This window comes from Arthrobacter sp. LjRoot78, from assembly GCF_964254335.1.
In the GTDB taxonomy this organism is placed as follows: domain Bacteria; phylum Actinomycetota; class Actinomycetes; order Actinomycetales; family Micrococcaceae; genus Arthrobacter.
Map to the genome: position 1 here is coordinate 431,133 of NZ_CAXUTG020000001.1, position 17,035 is coordinate 448,167.

The 17,035-nt window shown below is 66.6% G+C and carries 17 protein-coding genes; 6 read left to right on the forward strand and 11 right to left on the reverse strand.

The genetic code is table 11. From position 1 onward, the window contains the following. Positions 1–22 precede the first annotated feature (22 nt). The gene (locus ACSQ1X_RS02085) at positions 23–301 is read right to left on the reverse strand and encodes a hypothetical protein (RefSeq protein ID WP_055801414.1); all 279 of its coding nucleotides are present in this window, start codon (positions 299–301) and stop codon (positions 23–25) included. A gap of 175 nt (positions 302–476) precedes the next feature. Continuing rightward, on the reverse strand, positions 477–1,940 hold the full coding sequence (locus ACSQ1X_RS02090) for an amino acid permease (RefSeq protein ID WP_436056470.1): 1,464 nt from the start codon (positions 1,938–1,940) through the stop codon (positions 477–479). 272 nt (positions 1,941–2,212) lie between these two features. On the opposite strand from ACSQ1X_RS02090, the gene ACSQ1X_RS02095 reads away from it, so the two are divergent. Continuing rightward, positions 2,213–2,935 (forward strand): hypothetical protein, encoded by a 723-nt coding sequence (locus tag ACSQ1X_RS02095; RefSeq protein WP_436056471.1) that lies wholly within the window; start codon positions 2,213–2,215, stop codon positions 2,933–2,935. Positions 2,936–2,960: 25 nt separating this feature from the next. Here the strand turns inward: ACSQ1X_RS02095 and ACSQ1X_RS02100 are convergent, their stop codons facing one another. Further along, on the reverse strand, positions 2,961–3,878 hold the full coding sequence (locus ACSQ1X_RS02100; RefSeq protein WP_436056472.1) for an SDR family oxidoreductase: 918 nt from the start codon (positions 3,876–3,878) through the stop codon (positions 2,961–2,963). A gap of 10 nt (positions 3,879–3,888) precedes the next feature. After that, positions 3,889–4,227, reverse strand: a complete 339-nt coding sequence (locus tag ACSQ1X_RS02105) for a hypothetical protein (protein ID WP_436056473.1) — start codon at positions 4,225–4,227, stop codon at positions 3,889–3,891. A gap of 246 nt (positions 4,228–4,473) precedes the next feature. Between ACSQ1X_RS02105 and ACSQ1X_RS02110 the strand changes: the two genes are divergently transcribed. From ACSQ1X_RS02110 to ACSQ1X_RS02125, 4 genes are all read left to right on the forward strand, one after another. Beyond that, positions 4,474–5,301, forward strand: a complete 828-nt coding sequence (locus tag ACSQ1X_RS02110) for an IclR family transcriptional regulator (protein WP_055801401.1) — start codon at positions 4,474–4,476, stop codon at positions 5,299–5,301. A gap of 235 nt (positions 5,302–5,536) precedes the next feature. Beyond that, positions 5,537–7,234: a urocanate hydratase gene (hutU, locus tag ACSQ1X_RS02115; RefSeq protein WP_436056474.1), complete on the forward strand. Its 1,698-nt coding sequence runs from the start codon at positions 5,537–5,539 to the stop codon at positions 7,232–7,234. A 97-nt stretch (positions 7,235–7,331) separates the two neighbouring features. Continuing rightward, positions 7,332–8,924, forward strand: a complete 1,593-nt coding sequence (hutH, locus tag ACSQ1X_RS02120; RefSeq protein ID WP_055801398.1) for a histidine ammonia-lyase — start codon at positions 7,332–7,334, stop codon at positions 8,922–8,924. A 165-nt stretch (positions 8,925–9,089) separates the two neighbouring features. Continuing rightward, positions 9,090–9,326 carry a hypothetical protein gene (locus tag ACSQ1X_RS02125; RefSeq protein ID WP_055801395.1) on the forward strand — a complete coding sequence of 79 codons (237 nt, stop codon included), beginning with the start codon at positions 9,090–9,092 and terminating at the stop codon, positions 9,324–9,326. 35 nt (positions 9,327–9,361) lie between these two features. On the opposite strand, the gene ACSQ1X_RS02130 is transcribed toward ACSQ1X_RS02125, so the two are convergent. The 7 genes from ACSQ1X_RS02130 to ACSQ1X_RS02160 form a co-directional block, all read right to left on the reverse strand. Then, positions 9,362–9,595 (reverse strand): hypothetical protein, encoded by a 234-nt coding sequence (locus tag ACSQ1X_RS02130; protein WP_055801392.1) that lies wholly within the window; start codon positions 9,593–9,595, stop codon positions 9,362–9,364. Positions 9,596–9,773: 178 nt separating this feature from the next. Next, on the reverse strand, positions 9,774–10,634 hold the full coding sequence (locus ACSQ1X_RS02135; RefSeq protein ID WP_436056475.1) for a phosphogluconate dehydrogenase C-terminal domain-containing protein: 861 nt from the start codon (positions 10,632–10,634) through the stop codon (positions 9,774–9,776). A gap of 1 nt (position 10,635) precedes the next feature. Beyond that, on the reverse strand, positions 10,636–11,481 hold the full coding sequence (locus ACSQ1X_RS02140; protein ID WP_436056476.1) for a sugar phosphate isomerase/epimerase family protein: 846 nt from the start codon (positions 11,479–11,481) through the stop codon (positions 10,636–10,638). After that, complete coding sequence (locus ACSQ1X_RS02145) at positions 11,478–12,314, reverse strand: triose-phosphate isomerase family protein (RefSeq protein WP_436056477.1); 837 nt, start codon at positions 12,312–12,314, stop codon at positions 11,478–11,480. Before ACSQ1X_RS02145 ends, ACSQ1X_RS02140 begins: the two co-directional genes overlap by 4 nt. Further along, positions 12,298–12,768 carry a ribose-5-phosphate isomerase gene (locus tag ACSQ1X_RS02150; protein WP_028270688.1) on the reverse strand — a complete coding sequence of 157 codons (471 nt, stop codon included), beginning with the start codon at positions 12,766–12,768 and terminating at the stop codon, positions 12,298–12,300. Before ACSQ1X_RS02150 ends, ACSQ1X_RS02145 begins: the two co-directional genes overlap by 17 nt. After that, a complete protein-coding gene (locus ACSQ1X_RS02155) occupies positions 12,765–14,540 on the reverse strand; it encodes a dihydroxyacetone kinase family protein (RefSeq protein ID WP_436056478.1) in 1,776 nt (591 codons plus the stop codon). The genes ACSQ1X_RS02150 and ACSQ1X_RS02155 overlap by 4 nt, the downstream gene beginning before the upstream one ends. Positions 14,541–14,655: 115 nt before the next feature. Further along, positions 14,656–16,020 (reverse strand): MFS transporter, encoded by a 1,365-nt coding sequence (locus ACSQ1X_RS02160; protein WP_436056479.1) that lies wholly within the window; start codon positions 16,018–16,020, stop codon positions 14,656–14,658. A 211-nt stretch (positions 16,021–16,231) separates the two neighbouring features. Between ACSQ1X_RS02160 and ACSQ1X_RS02165 the strand changes: the two genes are divergently transcribed. Continuing rightward, a complete protein-coding gene (locus ACSQ1X_RS02165; protein WP_436056480.1) occupies positions 16,232–16,975 on the forward strand; it encodes a FadR/GntR family transcriptional regulator in 744 nt (247 codons plus the stop codon). The last annotated feature ends 60 nt before the right edge of the window (positions 16,976–17,035 follow it).

Here is a 17,035-nt window from a genome sequence, read left to right on the forward strand (position 1 = left end):
GATTTTAGCGCCGGGCGGCCCGCTAGTCCGGCGTCCTGACCTGCCGATAGTCGTAGTAGACCACCTCGGGCACCAGGTCGGGGTGGGCGTCAGCCGCCGTCCGCAGGCCCAGCGACGAGCCGTGGATGACCGTCACCACGCCCAGCCGGCGGCCGTTGAACGGGTCGTCGCCTAGGACCACGTCCCCGATCTTGAACGGCACGGTTGCCGTTCGCACTTTTTCGGCGGCGGCGTTCAGCCACGAGATCAAGCGGCGCCGGTCACGGGGGAAGGGAGGCCGGGAGGCTGGATGATCCTTCATCAAAACCACTCCTTTGCAGTGCCTGAACCAGCACGACTCGCAGGCGGTCCGGATGCTGCGACAAGTAGTTCAAGTCCGGTCTGCGCCTGGTGTCCAAGCTAAAGCCAAATCCCACCCGTCGCTTGCGTAACTCCTACCTCTTCTGTACCGTCCAACACTCGAAATTTATTGCGGACTACTTGCCCTGTTCTACAGTCCTCGACGCAGTCTCATCCACGAGTTCGGCGCGGGCGCGGCCATGGCCGCGGACCCACAGGCGGTAGGCCACCACCAGCAGGCCAAGCCACACTGCACCCACGTAGAGGGCAACCCGGGAATCCTCGAACGCACCCAGGATCGCGATCACCAGTGCCATGAACGCGATGGTCAGGACGGAGGCTGCCGGCCACCACGGGGACGGGAATTCCGACGCCGGGAGCCCCTTGCGGGCGATCTCGCGTTTCATGGCCACATGCGATGCCAGGATCATGACCCAGACCCAGACAGTGGCAAAGGTCGCGATCGAAGCGATCAGCAGGAACACGTCCTCAGGCATGACGGCGTTCAGGATCACGCCCACCAGCAGGACGCCGGCCATCATCACCACAGTCATCCACGGCACTCCGTGGCGGGACACCTTGCCGAAGCTGGCTGGAGCATGGCCCTGCCGGGCCAGTCCGAAGAGGATGCGGCCGGCTCCGAATATGTCGCTGTTGATGGCGGAGAGGGCCGCGGTAATCACCACGGCGTTGAGGATGTGCGGTGCGGCGGGAATGCCAAGGCCACTGAAGATCTGGACGAACGGACTGCCGTTGGCGCCCACCTCGTTCCACGGAAACAGGCTCATCAGCACGGCCAGGGTCAGCACGTAGAACAGCAGCACCCGCACGGGCACGGTGTTGACCGCCTTGGGAATGACCTTCTTGGGGTCGGCCGCTTCACCGGCCGTGACGCCGATGGTTTCGATCCCGCCAAAGGCGAACATCACGACGGCGAACGAGGCCAGGAGCCCTTCGAAGCCGTTGGGGAACAGGCCCCCGTGCTCGACGAGGTTGCCGATCCCCGGAGCGACGGTTGCCCCGCCGGCCTGGAAACCGAAGATGATGATGGCTGCACCGCCGGCGATCATGGCGATGATGGCCACGACTTTGATCAGCGAGAACCAGAACTCCAACTCCCCGAAAACCTTGACGCTGAGCAGGTTCAGGGCCGCCAGGAAGAAGATGATGGCCAGGACCCAGATCCAGCGCTCCACGTCGGGGAACCAGAACCCCATGTAGATACTGAAGGCCGTGACGTCCGCGATGGCCACGATCGCCATCTCGAACACATACGTCCAGCCGGTCACGAATCCGGCCAGCGGACCGAGGTAGCGGCTGGCGTACTGGCCGAACGAGCCGGAAACGGGGTGCCGCACGGCCATCTCGCCCAGCGCCCGCATCACCATGAACACGGCGGCGCCACCGATCATGTAAGCCAGGAGGACCGCCGGACCGGCCTTCTGGATCGCGGAGGCAGAGCCGTAGAACAGTCCTGTGCCGATGGCCGACCCCAGGGCCATGAAGCGGATGTGGCGGATGTTCAGTCCGCGGTTCAGGACGGTGTTGACGGCGGTGCCGGCAGCGGCGCGGACAGTGCTTCCGGCGGTGCCAGGTGACATTGTGGTGTCTTCGGGCGCGGTTTGTCCTGCTGTTTTGCTTGCTGTTGGGGCTTGTTGCATGCGAATACCTTCTCGTCATTGGGAGGGGGATCGCTATCCAGCAGACCATTTTCGCGCCCTACGTGATGAGCCTCACGGCGCTTTGGTGTCTTTCATCTCAGACTGTCCGGGCGGCTTCCGGGCGTATTGGCGCGAACGGACAGTTGCGGCCCCGTGGAGGCGTCATGAGTGACACCCTGAATAATGTCGGTGCCTCCGGAGACACTTTGGGTATGAAAAGCAAAGCAGCTGTGAAGACGATGGAGGCCGTCGAGGCCTCCGTCTCCGCGTTGGCTGTTCTTGTTCGCCGCGGGACGGGAAACTTTGGTTCGACCAGTGCTGACCCTCTTCGTGACCGGGCAGATGCGTGCCTGGACGGACTGGCCGAGGTGGCGCGGGCGGAAGCCCGACTGGCTGCCCTGAAGGTGCACTTCGCCGCCGGCTACGCGGATGCTGCCATAGCCTTGGCGCCACCCGCCGTGTCCTCGCAAGCCCACACCGCGCAGGACATGGCCGCGACCGCTGAGGTTGCGTGCGTCCTGACGGTCAGCGAACGCACAGCCGGTGCCCTCCTGGCCGAAGCCCGAACACTGACCAATACCTTGCCGCTGACGATGTCCGCGGTGGCCGTCGGGCCCAACGCAGCGGCTCCCCGCTACATGCACCGCGCGGCAGCCACGACGATGCTGGCGCCCGTGGCGCTGGCCAACGTCTGCAGGAGTGCTGCCGCGCCGGAGCCTGCCAAGGCAGCAGTTGCAGCACCCGCAGATCAGTCCGCGGCCAACCAGTCCGTGCCCAACAAGCCCGCTGAACAGCCGTCCGCCGACACGGCGCCGGCTTCCGGGAACAAGCCCGGCGGCCTCACCGGCTGGACCATCCTGCTCATTCTCGGTGTGGCAGTTCTTGCTGCAGGGGCCATCTTCGGAGTCCTACGGCAGCGGAACGGAGCACGCTAATCGGAGCACGCTAAACGGGCGGACGTCACCGGTAGCCGCTGGCGTCCGCCGGGCGCCCCGCTTCCTGGACCTCAACCAGATAGCGCCAGCAGTCCGGCCGCGAGCCGTCGATATCGGTGAAGCCGTACTCCAGTGCCAGGCCTCCGGAGGAGAACGAGCCACCGGTCCGACCATGCACGTCCGGGTCCGCGGCCAAGGCCGCGACCGCGCGGCCCACAAAGCGCGGGCTTTCGGAGATAGCGGCGAAATGGGGCTGGATGGCCGCAGCATCCCGCCAGTTCTCTTCGGTGACGCCGAAATGCTCCAGCATCATTTCGGAGCGCATCCAGCCCGGCGTGAGCGCCACCGCGGTGCAGCCGAACTGCTTCAGTTCCTCCGCCTGGCTGAAGGCGAGCCGCAGCACTGCATTCTTGGCGAGGTCGTAGAACGTCGACACGCGGTAGTGCCCGGCGTTGTACTCCCGGGTGCCGGCGGTCATTTCCACCACCAGGCCGCCGGGGTTCCGGATGAGCAGCGGCAGTGCGAAATGGCTGGTGATCAGGTGAGTATCGACGGCGGTGTGCAGCATCCGCAGGCCGGAATCCAGGTGGTGGGCCCACACCGGAGCGTCCCATTCGATGAGGTTTTCCCCGCCGCAGATCTCGTTGACCAGAATGTCCAAGCGTCCGTGGTCAGCATCGACCCGCTGCACCAGCGACTGTACGGCCGCAGGGTCCAGATGATCCACCGCCACGGGAATGCCGACTCCACCTGCGGCATTGACCTGCACCGCTGTTTCCTCGGGGGTCTCCGGCCGGTCGTAGTCGGACCTGCGGCCTCCGGCGCTTCGGCCGGTGCAGTACACGGTGGCGCCCGCTTCGCCCAGCGCGACGGCGGTGCCCCGGCCGGCGCCCCGCGTGGCCCCCGCCACCAAGGCGACTCTTCCTGCCAGCGGTTTGGTCATGGCTGTGTTCCTAGCCCTTCTGCTGCACGGCCAGCACGATGATGGCGGCGTTGATGCCGAGGGCAATGAGCCACCACTTGTTGAAGGTCAGCAGGAGCAGCGCGGCTGACAGGGCTGCTCCCGTGATGGTCGCCGGCAGCCACCATGGTGCCCCGGCGATAAGTCCCACGCCGCCGGCCGTCAGCACAACGGCGGCCGCAACGGCCAAGGCGGCCGCGGTGCGCCTGACATTGCCGGCGAAAGGGGAGTGGCCGGCGTCGAACGGGGCCTTCGGATCGGCCTTCGGCAGCCAGATGGCGAGATGGATCAAGCCGTGGGCGATCAGGAAGAGCCCGGCAATCCAAACCATGGGGGCCTCCTCGCAGCAGTCCGTGACCTCCATCGAAGCACCGAATGGGAGAAACGGCATAGGGGCGGAAGCCCCCGGCCAGTGCCCGGCCAGTCCCCGGGAAGTCCCCGGCCTCCCGCAGGCCGTGCATGTCTGGTATCCCGGACGGCAAAGTGGTTCGATGGCCGTTTACGGTGTCACGCAGGGAACACGCTTAAGTACGGGATACCGGACACCCCTTGATCCGGCGCGAACGATGGAGGAAGCATGGCGGACAGCGAATCGCCCGCACGAACAGCGGCCAAGGCGCCTGTGAAGGTGGCGTCGAAAGTCCCGGCGGCGGAAAATACCTTGCGAATCCTCAAACTCCTGGCTTCCAAGCGCGGTCCGATGGCGGCGTCGAACATTGCCACGGCTCTGGGGTTGCCGCGCTCAAGCGTCTACCACCTGCTCGGCGTCATGGAGGCCAACGGCTTCGTGATGCACCTGCATGAGGAGCAACGGTACGGACTGGGCATCAGCGCCTTCGAACTCAGCTCCGCGTATTCGCGGCAGGAGCCGCTGTCCCGGATCGGCCGGCCGATGCTCGCCTCGCTGGTGGACGTCGTTGGCGAAAGTGCGCACCTGGCAGTGCTGCACGGCCGCGATGTGTTGTACATCGTGGAGGAGCGCGCCAAGAACCGGCCGTCCCTGGTGACCGACGTCGGCGTCCGGCTGCCCAGCCACCTCACTGCCAGCGGGCGGGCCATCCTCGCGGCGCTGCCCAAGTCGCAGGTCCGCGCGCTGTACCCGAATGCCGCCGCCTTCACCGCCCGGCACGAGGTGGAGGGCGCCATCATGAAGTACTCGGCGCTGTCCTCGCACCTGGACCAGGTCCGTCAGCGCGGCTACGCCACGGAACACGGCGAGGTGACTCCCGGTTTCGGCTCGATTGCTGCCGCGGTCACGGACCACGTGGGATGGCCGACGGCGGCCGTCGCCGTCACGTTCCTCGAGGACAAACTGCCGGCTGACCAATGGCCGGCACTCGCTGCCCGCGTCCGGAAAGTGGCGGACGAGTTGTCCATACGCATCCACGGCCGCCCGGCCACGTAAGTCCCCCCGAGTAAGCCCGCAGCTCCACCCAACTGACTGGCAGTTAACGTCGTCAAACCGGCGTTTCGCGACGTTAACTGCGAGTCAGTTGGGTACGGATGGGCGCGTCTGTAATCCCGGACAGCGCCGGCTTCAACCCACTGTTTCCGGGGCTGTGGACACGCTTTAGTTGATACAGAACCTCAACGAGCCGGCGGACGCCGGACAAACCATCAAGCACACGAAGGAGCGCCTCATGGCACCCGCCGATTTCACCACCGGTGCCCGCCCGGTCAAAGCAGCCCGCGGCACCGAGCTCACCGCCAAGAGCTGGCAGACGGAAGCACCGCTGCGCATGCTGATGAACAACCTGGACCCCGAGGTTGCCGAACGCCCGGACGACCTGGTGGTCTACGGCGGCACCGGCCGCGCAGTTCGCAGCTGGGCCGCGTTCGACGCCATCACCCGCACCCTGGAAACCATGGAAAAGGACGAGACCCTCCTGGTCCAGTCCGGCAAGCCCGTGGGCGTCTTCCGCACCAACGAGTGGGCGCCGCGCGTGCTGCTGGCCAACTCCAACCTCGTCGGCGACTGGGCAAACTGGCCCGAATTCCGCCGGCTCGAGGCCGAGGGCCTGATGATGTACGGCCAGATGACCGCAGGGTCCTGGATCTACATCGGCACCCAGGGCATCCTGCAGGGCACCTTCGAGACCTTCGCCGCGATCGCCCGCAAGCTCACCGGTGACGAGAACGGCACCCTCGCCGGCACCCTGACCCTCACCGGCGGCTGCGGCGGCATGGGCGGCGCCCAGCCGCTCGCCGTCACGCTGAACGACGGCGCCTGCCTGATTGTCGACGTCGACGAAAGCCACCTGCGCCGCCGCGCCGGCAAGCGCTACCTCGACGAGGTCGAAACCGACCTCGACGCCGCCATCGCCAAGGTCCTCAAAGCCAAGGAAGAGCGCCGCGGCTGGTCCGTGGGCTACGTCGGCAACGCCGCCGAGGTCTTCCCGGAGATCCTGCGCCGCCACAACGCCGGCGAGCTCACGGTGGACATCGTCACGGACCAGACCTCCGCGCACGATCCCCTGAGCTACCTCCCCGAGGGCATCACGGTGGAGGAATGGCACCGCGAGGCAGCCGCCGATCCGGAGGGCTTCACCAAGAAGGCCCAGGCTTCGATGGCCAAGCACGTCCAGGCGATGGTGGAGTTCCAGGACGCCGGCGCCGAGGTCTTCGACTACGGCAACTCCATCCGCGACGAGGCCCGCAAGGGCGGCTACAACCGCGCCTTCGAGTTCCCCGGATTCGTCCCGGCCTACATCCGGCCCCTGTTCTGCGAGGGCCTGGGCCCGTTCCGCTGGGTGGCGCTCTCGGGTGACCCGGAGGACATCCGTGTCACGGATGAGGCCATCAAGGAACTGTTCCCGGAGAACAAGCACCTGCACCGCTGGATCGACGCCGCGCAGGAGCGCGTCGAGTTCGAAGGCCTGCCGGCCCGCATCTGCTGGCTGGGCTACGGCGAACGCGCCAAGGCCGGCCTGCTGTTCAACCAGCTCGTCAAGGAAGGCAAGGTCAAGGCACCCATCGTGATCGGCCGCGACCACCTCGACTCCGGCTCCGTCGCCTCGCCGTACCGCGAGACCGAAGCCATGGCCGACGGTTCCGACGCAATTGCCGACTGGCCGCTGCTCAACGCCCTGCTCAACACTGCCTCCGGCGCCACCTGGGTGTCCATCCACCACGGTGGCGGCGTGGGCATCGGCCGCTCCATCCACGCCGGCCAGGTCTCGGTCGCCGATGGCACCGACCTCGCTGCGGAAAAGCTCGCGCGCCTCCTCACCAACGACCCCGGCATGGGCGTCATCCGCCACGCCGACGCCGGCTACGACCGCGCCGTCGAGGTCGCCAAAGAACGCGGCGTCCGCATCCCCATGAACGAAACCCGCTAACCAAGACCCAACCCACATCGATTGCTCCGTAGGCGCCGTATTGAGCCACCAAAAGGGCGTCTGCGGAGCAATCGATGAGAATTGAAGTAGGAACACCATGACTCTCACCACCCACGAACCGCTGACCGTCACCCTCGGCTCCAGCGGCGTCACCCCCGAGGACGTCGTCGCCGTTGCCCGCCACGACGCCAAGGTGACCATCTCCCAGGAAGCCCTCGACACGGTAGCCACAGTCCGCGCCCACATCGACGACCTCGCGCACAGCGAGGTCCCGGCCTACGGCATCTCCACCGGCTTCGGTGCGCTGGCCAACAGGCACATCCCCAATGAGCTGCGCACCCAGCTGCAGAAGTCCCTGATCCGCAGCCACGCCGCCGGCATGGGCCCGGCCGTGGAACGCGAAGTTGTCCGCTGCATCATGTTCCTCCGCGCCAAGACCCTCGCCTCCGGCCGCACCGGCGTCCGCCCCGTGGTGCTGCAGACCATGGTGGACGTCCTCAACGCCGGCATCACGCCGGTGGTCCGCGAATTCGGCTCGCTCGGATGCTCCGGCGACCTCGCGCCCCTGTCGCACTGCGCCTTGGTGCTCATGGGCGAGGGGGAAGCAGAAGGGCCCGACGGCGTAACTTACGGCGGGCGCGGCGAACGGACTGTCGCCGAGTTGCTCGCCGAACACGGAATCGAACCCGTCACGCTCGCCGAGAAGGAGGGCCTGGCGCTGGTCAACGGCACCGAGGGCATGCTGGGCATGCTCCTGATGGCCATCGCGGACATCCGCCAGCTGCTTACGACGGCGGACATCACCGCCGCGCTCAGTGTCGAGGCGCTGCTCGGCACGGACCAGGTGTTCCTGCCCGAGCTGCATGCAGCGCTCCGGCCGCACCCGGGCCAGGCCGCAAGCGCGGACAACATGCTCCGGGTCCTGTCCAACTCGCCGATCGTGGCCTCGCACCGGATCAACGACACCAAGGTCCAGGACGCCTACTCGTTGCGCTGCGCGCCCCAGGTGGCCGGGGCCGTCCGCGACACCGTGGACCACGCCGCCCTGGTGGCCTCGCGCGAGCTGGCAGCCGCCATCGACAACCCCGTGGTCCTGCCGGACGGCCGGGTCAGCTCCAACGGCAATTTCCATGGCGCACCGGTGGCATACGTGCTCGATTTCCTGGCCATTACCGTGGCGGATCTGAGTTCCATTGCAGAACGCCGCACCGACCGCATGCTGGACCCGGCCCGGTCCCACGGGCTGCCGGCCTTCCTGGCCGCGGATCCCGGAGTGGACTCCGGCCTGATGATCGCGCAGTACACGCAGGCCGGACTGGTCTCGGACAACAAGCGGCTGGCCGTCCCGGCGTCGGTGGACTCGATCCCGAGCTCCGCGATGCAGGAGGACCACGTCTCCATGGGCTGGCACGCGGCCCGGAAGCTCAGGAAGGCCGTGGAAAACCTGCGCCGCGTCCTGGCGATCGAGCTGGTGACGTCTGCACGGGCGATCGATATGCGGACCCAGCTTTCCGGTGGGGAACTGACTCCGGGGCCGGCCGGCGCGGCAGTGATCGCGGCGCTGCGCGACGTCGTCGACGGTCCGGGCACGGACCGGTTCCTGTCACCTGAGCTGGAGGCGGCAGACCGGCTCGTCGCGTCAGGCGAGGTGCGGGCGGCAGCCGAATCCGCCGTCGGGATTCTGGCCTAAAAGTGAATTTTATGCATTCGGAATGACAATTTCCCGGTGCCCCCGAAATACTGCGCGACACAACAGGCGGGGGCCCGGGAATTGTAGTAGAACTAAAGATGTAGTGATGAAGCCCACACCAATGATGCTGTGGCAAAAGAACATATACAAAGGGGTAGAAGTTCAATGAAAGCACGGGGGACGGTTCTGTCCAGGCGGGCGGCATTTGCTGCCACGGTTACCGACTGGAGGAACCTCAAAGCAGGCGAGCGGGTGGAAATCCTCAAGCATGCGCATGTGGTGGCCGCAGGTGAAGTTGAGGAAATTTCCGTGAGCGGAAACGTGCTCTGGCTGGTGCCCGCGGGCCCGTCGGAATCCCAGCTGTTTATGAAGTCAGACGGTGTGCAGGTCCGCAGGACCTAAGACCAGGATCTAAGACCAGGACCGGAGCCGCGTAGTTAGGCGGCGATGTCCTCGTAGGTTTCACCGAAGGGGACGGACTCGTCCAGGGCCACGGTGAACGCGCCCGGCTCGTGGCGGGTTACGCGGATACCGCAGTTGCCTTCTTCTACGGCAGCTTCGATGAGTTCCTTGACGGCGCTCTCCAGTCCGTCGTGGACCTCTTCGGCGCTCGAAAAGGTCAGTCGGATGGACCGAACGTTGGTCTGGGATTCGAGGATGGCTGAGCTCATTGCATGACTTTCTCTAAACGATGTGCCGGTTGGCCACGATCCATTCTACCGGCATTGTCAAAAAAGGTAAGATGTCTGGCATTTGTCCCTCCGGGTTTCGGTTCTGCCGAAGCCCGGAGGGACAGCCTTTTTTAAGCCGCCCTGCAGGGGGCCCGAGCCCTGGTGGAGGGCCGATTGTCTAGCGCTTGACCGCGTCCAGCTTCAGCATCTTGGCGATGACGCCGTCCAGCTCGGAGTCGTCGAAGATCTTCTTCCAGTCGTCCTTGATGATGGTGTCCCTGCCGTACTGGATGGCGATTTCGCAGGCCTCGGAGAACGGGTTGGAACCACGGAGAGCGTTGGTCAGGGCGATCTGCACGTGGCCGAACAGCATTGCCTTGGCAGCTTCCTCCGGGACGCCGGCGGTGTGCACGGTCTCGTGCAGTGCCTCGTTGAGCAAGGTGCCGATCATGCAGGCCACGGTCTCCACCAGGGTGGGTTCCAGGATGGCGAGCTGCTTCACGGTGACCCAGTGCACGTCGATGACGGGAGCGTAGATGGTACGGATAACGGCCTCGGCCGAGTCGCGGGTCGCTGCCGGGGCGTCCTCGTCGATCGCGGCGACCACGTTCTGCGGGGCGCCCTCGCCGCCAAAGGTGTCGGCCCATTCTTCCTTGGTGGTTCGCTCCAGGAACACGGACGGGTGGCACGGGTGCGCAACGGCCTGGACCACGTCGTCGCGCTTGGCCAGCAGCCCGGCGTAGGCGGCGGCGGGGTCCAGGGTGAGCAGGATCGCGCCGGCCTTCATCTGGGGGACAACGCCTTCGGACACCATGCCCAGGACGGTGTCCGGGACGGCGAGGATTACCACGTCGGCGCCCTTGACGGCGTCGTCGGTGGAAGTGATCTCACGGCCTTCAGCGCGGACGCGGTCCTGGCCTGCGGGGGAGTTCTCGCTGTAGAAGACTGTGTGGGCGCTCTTCTGGAGGTTGCGGGAAACGCGCATTCCCATTTTGCCACCGGCTCCGATGACGGCGACGGTCAATTGTTCTGCTGACATTTCACTTGCTCCTTAGGAAATCGATGCCTTGCTGGGTCCACTGGTTTTCGAGGCGGATGGTTTCCGCCTCGGAGTCCTGCCACGGCAGCCAGTGTTCGACGATCTGGTTGATGCTTCTTTCTTTGGGCTGAAGCTTCCCGGCCATGTAGTCGTAGTCGAGAAGGCCTTCGCCGAGGGGTGCGCCGGAGTACGTAAACCCGACCCACCCCTCCTTGCGGCTGAACGCAAAGTCTTTGATGTGCATGTTGAGGACGTAGGGCGCGACGGCGTCAATCACCTCGCGCGGCATCTCCAGCGCCGCGACCGTGTTGGCCGGGTCGCTGCAGATGCCCAGGTGCGGGCTGTCCACTCCGCGGATGACCTCCAAGATGCGGGAGGTGGGGACCTGTTCGTAGGTTTCCACCGCGATCTTCACCCCGGCGGCCTCGAACTCCGGCAGCACTTCCTTGAAGATCGCCACCGCTTCCTCCGCCGTCGGGGTGTGGCCCGGGACGTTGAACATGGTGCGGAGCAGGGGCGAGCCCAGGATGCCGGCGATGTGCAGGAATTTCCGCAGGTGCTCGGGCCGGATGCCTTTGGTGCCGAGCTCCAGCGCTATGCCCAGCGAGTCCGCGGTGGCGCGGACGGCTTCCAGTTCGGCGTCGGTCATGGCTTCCAGCGGGGCGTAGTCGCAGATCTGGAAGAGGTCCACGCCGAGGGCGGCTGTACGTTCCAGCGCCTGGTGGATGCTGAGCGGTTCGGACACCTGGTCCGAGAGCTGCCAGAAGAACGCGTAGCTGCTCAGTCCAATCCGTGAAACCTTGCCACTTGAGCCCGGGCCGCTGATGACGTTGGCGGGCGCGCTCATGCGGCCACCTTCTTCGCGGCAAGCCGTGCGGCGGTCTCGTCCAGGATGGTCTTGAGCGCCTTGGGATCGTGGGCGAACCGGCCCAGGAACAGGCCGGCGACGGCGGTGTCCAGTTCCGTGATCAGGCCGGGGCCGGCACTCCCGCCGTAGATCACCCGGCTGTCCGCCTGGCCGGGCAAAGTTCGCAGGTGCGTGTCCAGGCCGGTGATGACGGCGCTGATGTACTCCGGCGACGCCGGTTCGGGGGCGCCGATGGCCCACTGCGGCTCGTACGCCACGATGGTGCGTCCGGCCGGTCCCAGGGACTGCGCGCGGTTCAGGGCGGCGTCGATCTCGGCGCTGCACCGGGCGATGGCCTCCTCCGGCGAACCGGCGTGGAGTTCGCCGACGCACAGGACGGGGGTCAGTCCGTTGCGGTAGGCGGCGGCAGTCTTGAGCCCGATGATCCTGTCGTCCTCCCCGAAGATCCGGCGGCGTTCGGCATGGCCCACTTCGGCGTAGCGGCCGCCGAGTTCGGCCACCGTCTTGCCGCCCACCTCGCCGGTGAACGCGCCTTCGTCTTCCCAGAAGATGTCCTGGGCTCCGGCGGCGGCTCCGGCCGCGCCCAGGATGCGGGCCGCTTCGGGCAGCACCGGCAGGGTGGGCAGCACGAACAGTTCGATGTCGCCGCTCTGGACTGCCGGGTGGGCGAACGCGATGGTCGCCACGTCGCGGCAGTAGTCGAGCGAGCGCTGGTAGCCGAAGTACATCTTCAGGCTGACCCCGATGATGGCCGTCGCTTGTGGGGCTGTGTCTTCGGCGCGGGCCGAAGCACTCTTAGCAGGAAGTGACACCTTCGTAGTCCTTAATCAGGGTGACTTTTTCGGCCGAGGCGGAGGTTTCGTCGAAGGTGTAGGTGAGCCATTCGCGGGCGAGCCGGCGGGCGAGTTCCAGGCCGACGACGCGCTGGCCGAAGGTGAGGACCTGGGCGTTGTTGCTCAGGACCGAGCGTTCCACGGAGAAGCTGTCGTGCGCGGTGACGGCGCGGACGCCGGGGACCTTGTTCGCGGCGATGGCCACACCTAGGCCGGTGCCGCAGACCAGCAGGGCACGGTCGGCCTTGCCGGCTGCGATGAGTTCGGCGGCGGCGATGGCCACGGACGGGTAGGGGGTGTGGCTGGTGGCGTCCACCCCGACGTCGGTCACGGATTCGACCAGCTCGGAGGCCTCCAGGTCAGCCTTCAGGGCTTCCTTGTATTCGAATCCGGCGTCGTCGGCCCCGATGACCAGGCGCAGTTTGGCGCTCATGCGTTCTCCTTGACTGTGTTGTTGCTGAGGGTGTTCTTGGCGGAAGTGTTCTCGGTAAGCGTGTTGTGGATTGCCCGGACGATCAGTGCCATGGACACCGCTCCGGCGTCCGGGGTGCCCAGGCTCTTCTCGGCGTGCGGGCGGGCGCGTCCCATGAGGGGGAGCAACTGGGCGGTGTCTTCGGCGGCCTGCTGCGCAACGGTGGCAGCGGCGCCCCAGGCCTCGGTGAGGGACATGCCGGCGTTGACGCACGCAGTGAGGGCGTCGCGGAACGGGACCAGGACGTCCACCAGGGTCTTATCCCCGGGCTTGGCCTTGCCGAAGTCCATGATCGCGAACGCGGCACCGGCTACTCCGGCAGCGACAGCACCGGCGTCGGGGGCTTTGGTGTCACCCACGGCGTCACCGACGGCCCGCAGGGCCATGCCCCAGAGGGCGCCGGACGTGCCGCCGGCCTTGTCGGCCCAAGCGTCCGCCGCGAAGTGCAGGGTGGTGGCGGCCCCGGCGCCGCGGGCGACGGCGTCACGTGCGGCGTCGACGGCGGCGCGGACGCCGCGTTCCATGCCGATGCCGTGGTCGCCGTCGCCGGCGATCGCGTCGATCCGGCCCAGTTCGTCGGCATTGGCGTCCACCACGTTCTTCGCGGCACCGAGCGCTGCGAGGACCCGGACGGCGCCGGCGCGGGACTCTGCCGTCGCTTCCGGGATAAGCTGTTCGGCCTCGCTGAGGTCGCCGGCGTCGGAGGCCTCCAGTGCTTCCGCCGTAACGGCGCCCCGGCGGAAGGCGGGAGCGTCGGCGGGGGCGTTCCAGAGGCTCTCGAGTTCGTCGTCGAGCCAGAAGAGGGTCAGGGAGGTGCCCGCCATGTCGAAGCTGGTCACGAGCTCGCCGACTTGCGGATCCACGGCTTCCAGGCCGGCTTCGGCCAGCAGCTGGGCGACGCGGCGGTAGACCACGAACAGCTCTTCGTACTTGACGCTGCCCAGGCCGTTAAGGATCGGAACCACGCGGGCGCCGGTGGAAGTCCGGACGCCTTCGGGGACTTCGGTGAGGAGCTTGGCGACCAGCAGTTCGGCGAGTTCATCCGCCGTCGGGATGTCCGTCTCACCGATGCCGGGCTCGCCGTGGATGCCCATGCCCACGGCCATCCGGCCCTCGGGGACGGAGAAGAGCGGGTGGTCGGCGCCCGGCAGGGTGCAGCCGGTGAAGGCGACACCGAAGGAACGGGTGCGGTCGTTGGCGCGCTCGGCGATGGCCATGACGTCGTCCATTGAATGGCCTGCCTCGGCGGCTGCGGCAGCCACCTTGAATACGGTCAGGTCCCCGGCGATGCCGCGGCGCTTGGTGCGTTCGGCAAGCGGGGCGGAGGAGACGTCGTCGGTGACGGCGATGCTGCGGCAGTCGATGCCATCCTTGCGGAGGCGGTCCTGGGCCTGGTTGAAGTGCAGGACGTCCCCGGCGTAGTTGCCGTAGCCCAGCAGGACGCCGGCGCCGTTGTTGGAGGCTTTCGCCACGTTGTAGACCTGCTGCGCTGAGGGGGAAGCAAAGAGGTTGCCCATCGCGGCGCCGTGCGCCAGCCCCTGCCCCACCAGGCCGGCGAAGGCCGGGTAGTGGCCGGAGCCGCCGCCGATCACCAGCGCCACCGTGTCCGGGGTGCTCTTGGTATTGCGGACGACGCCGCCGGAGACGCGCTTTACCCAGCGGCCGTGGGAGGCTACGAAGCCTTCGATCATCTCGTCAGCGAAAGCTGCTGGTTCATTGAACAGGCGGGTCATGGGAAGCTCCTGGGCCTAACTAAGGAAGTCGTTCGGGGTGGGGCGGATGGGCGGGTTGGAGCGGGGGCGTCCCCGGGCAAGGGGGACGCCCCCGGGCTTGTTACGGCTCAGGCTGTTACGGCTCGGAGTGGTGTCCGGCTCCTGCCGGGTCCAGTGCCTCGGCCGGGACGCCTTCGCTGACCTTGCCGGAGCGGCTCAGCACCACCATGAGGATGGAGGACAGGAGCATGAAGCCGCCGACGACGAACATCGGCACCGTGTACCCTCCGGTGAGGTCCTTGAGCCAGCCGGTGACGTACCCGGCGCTGAAGCCGGCCAGGTTGCCCACGGTGTTGATCAGGGCGATGCCTGCAGCCGCTGCTGCGCCGGTGAGGAACTGCGTGGGTACCGTCCAGAAGTTGGGCAGGGCGGCGAAGATGGACATGGCCGTGATGGTGATGACGGCGATGGTGGCCGCCGGCGAGCCGGCGAACAGTGCCAGCGGGATGCTCAGGCCGCCGATGAGGGCGGGGAGTGCGATGTGCCAGGTCTTGACGCCGCGTCTGGTGGCGTCCTTGGACCAGAAGTACAGTGCGAACGCTGCGGGCAGGTACGGGATTGCGGTGATCAGGCCCTTCTGGAAGACGTCGAACTTGGTGCCGTAGATGCCTTCGAAGCCCGCGATGATGGTGGGCAGGAAGAAGCCGAGGGCGTACAGGCCGTAGATGAAGCCGAAGTAGATCGCGGAGAGCATCCAGACCCGGCCGTTGCCGAAGACAGTGCGGACGCTTACGTGCTTGTTGCTGGCAGCGGTTTCGTTCTTTTCCTTCTCCAGCGCGCCGGTCAGCCAGGTCTTTTCCTCCTGGGTCAGCCACTTGGCCTTGGCGGGGGAATCGGCCAGGTAGAACCACGCGATGACGCCGACGATGATGGCGGGGATGGCCACGCCGAAGAACATGACGCGCCAGCCGGCGAGGCCGAAGAGCCCGTGCTGCTGGATGAGGAGGCCGGCCAGCGGGGCACCGATCACGGTGGTGAGCGGCTGGGCCAAGTAGAACAGTGCCAGGATCTTGCTGCGGTGCCGGGACGGAACCCACAGGCTCAGGAACAGGATGGCGCCGGGGAAGAATCCGGCCTCGGCCACGCCCAGGATGAACCGGAGGGCGTAGAGCTGTTCCACGTTGCCCACCCAGGTGAACAGCAGGGAGACGATGCCCCAGCTGACCATGATGCGGGCAAGCCAGCGGCGGGCGCCGAACTTGTGCAGTGCCAGGTTGCTGGGAACTTCCAGCAGGATGTAGCCGATGAAGAAGACGCCGGAGGCGAAACCGAACTGCGCCGCCGAGAGGGCCAGATCGTTGTTCATGCCGTTGGGGCCGGCGAAGGAGATGGCCGTCCGGTCAAGGTAGTTGATGAAGAACATCAGGGCGACGAACGGCACCAGCCGGATCGCCACTTTCCTGATTGCAGATTTTTCGACCACCGATTGTGTGGTGTCCACGTTGACTCCTAGAGGTTGATGTCCCGGCCGCATCCTGCGCTGGAGGCGTGGGGCTGGTTCGAGGCTTAGCGGCGGGGGCGTATCAAGTGTGGCTAGGCCTGTGACTTCCACCATAAGGCCGGAAAGCTGAATTGGTCAACCGGTTGACTGGTTGGCTTTTTCGTGACGTACCGGACCATGCCTGCCAGGGTGTGGTTGCTAGGCTGTGAGTGTGTCCGCAAACTCCGCCGCCTCGTCGGCCAAAATCAGTGCCGCGCTTGGTTCCATGGGGCAGGGTTCTGTCGTCTCCGAGGTCGCCGAGAGGCTGATGGCCTACTTCACCAGCGGCGACATCGCTGCCGGAACCCGCCTCCCCGCCGAGCGCCAGCTGGCCGCCTCGCTCGGAGTGGGGCGCTCGGCCGTGCGCGAAGCCCTGGCCGCACTGGAAATTTTGGGCATCGTCATTGTCCGTCCGGGCTCGGGTACGTACCTGCGCGATGGCGTTTCGGAGCTCCTGCCCCGGACCCTCAGCTGGGGGCTCATGCTGGGCGAGCCCAGGACCCGTGAGCTCGTCGAACTACGCAGCGGCCTTGAGGTGCAGGCCGGCCAGCTCGCCGCGGCCAGGATTACCGACGAGTCCCTGGCACGAATGCGAGCCAACCTCGACTCGATGGAGAAGAACGTGGGCAACCTGGCGGCATTCGTCGAAGCCGATGCCGCCTTCCACAAGGAAATTGCCACCAGCTCCGGAAACCAGGTGCTGCAGGAACTCCTCCAGAGCATCCGCTCGCTGCTGCGGATCTGGGTTGACCGCGCCCTCACGGACGAAGGGCATGCCGCCGCAGCGCTCGCGGAGCACCGTGCCATCTTTACGGCCCTCGAAAAGCGCGACGCCGCCGCGGTGACCGATGCCATGGCTTCCCACATGGGCACCGCGTCCCGCCGCCTGCTGGCAGGATATGACGCCGCGCAGTAGGCGCACACTAGCCGCACAGCAGGCGTTGACGGACGGCCATTGAGCCTCCGGGCCTCTTCC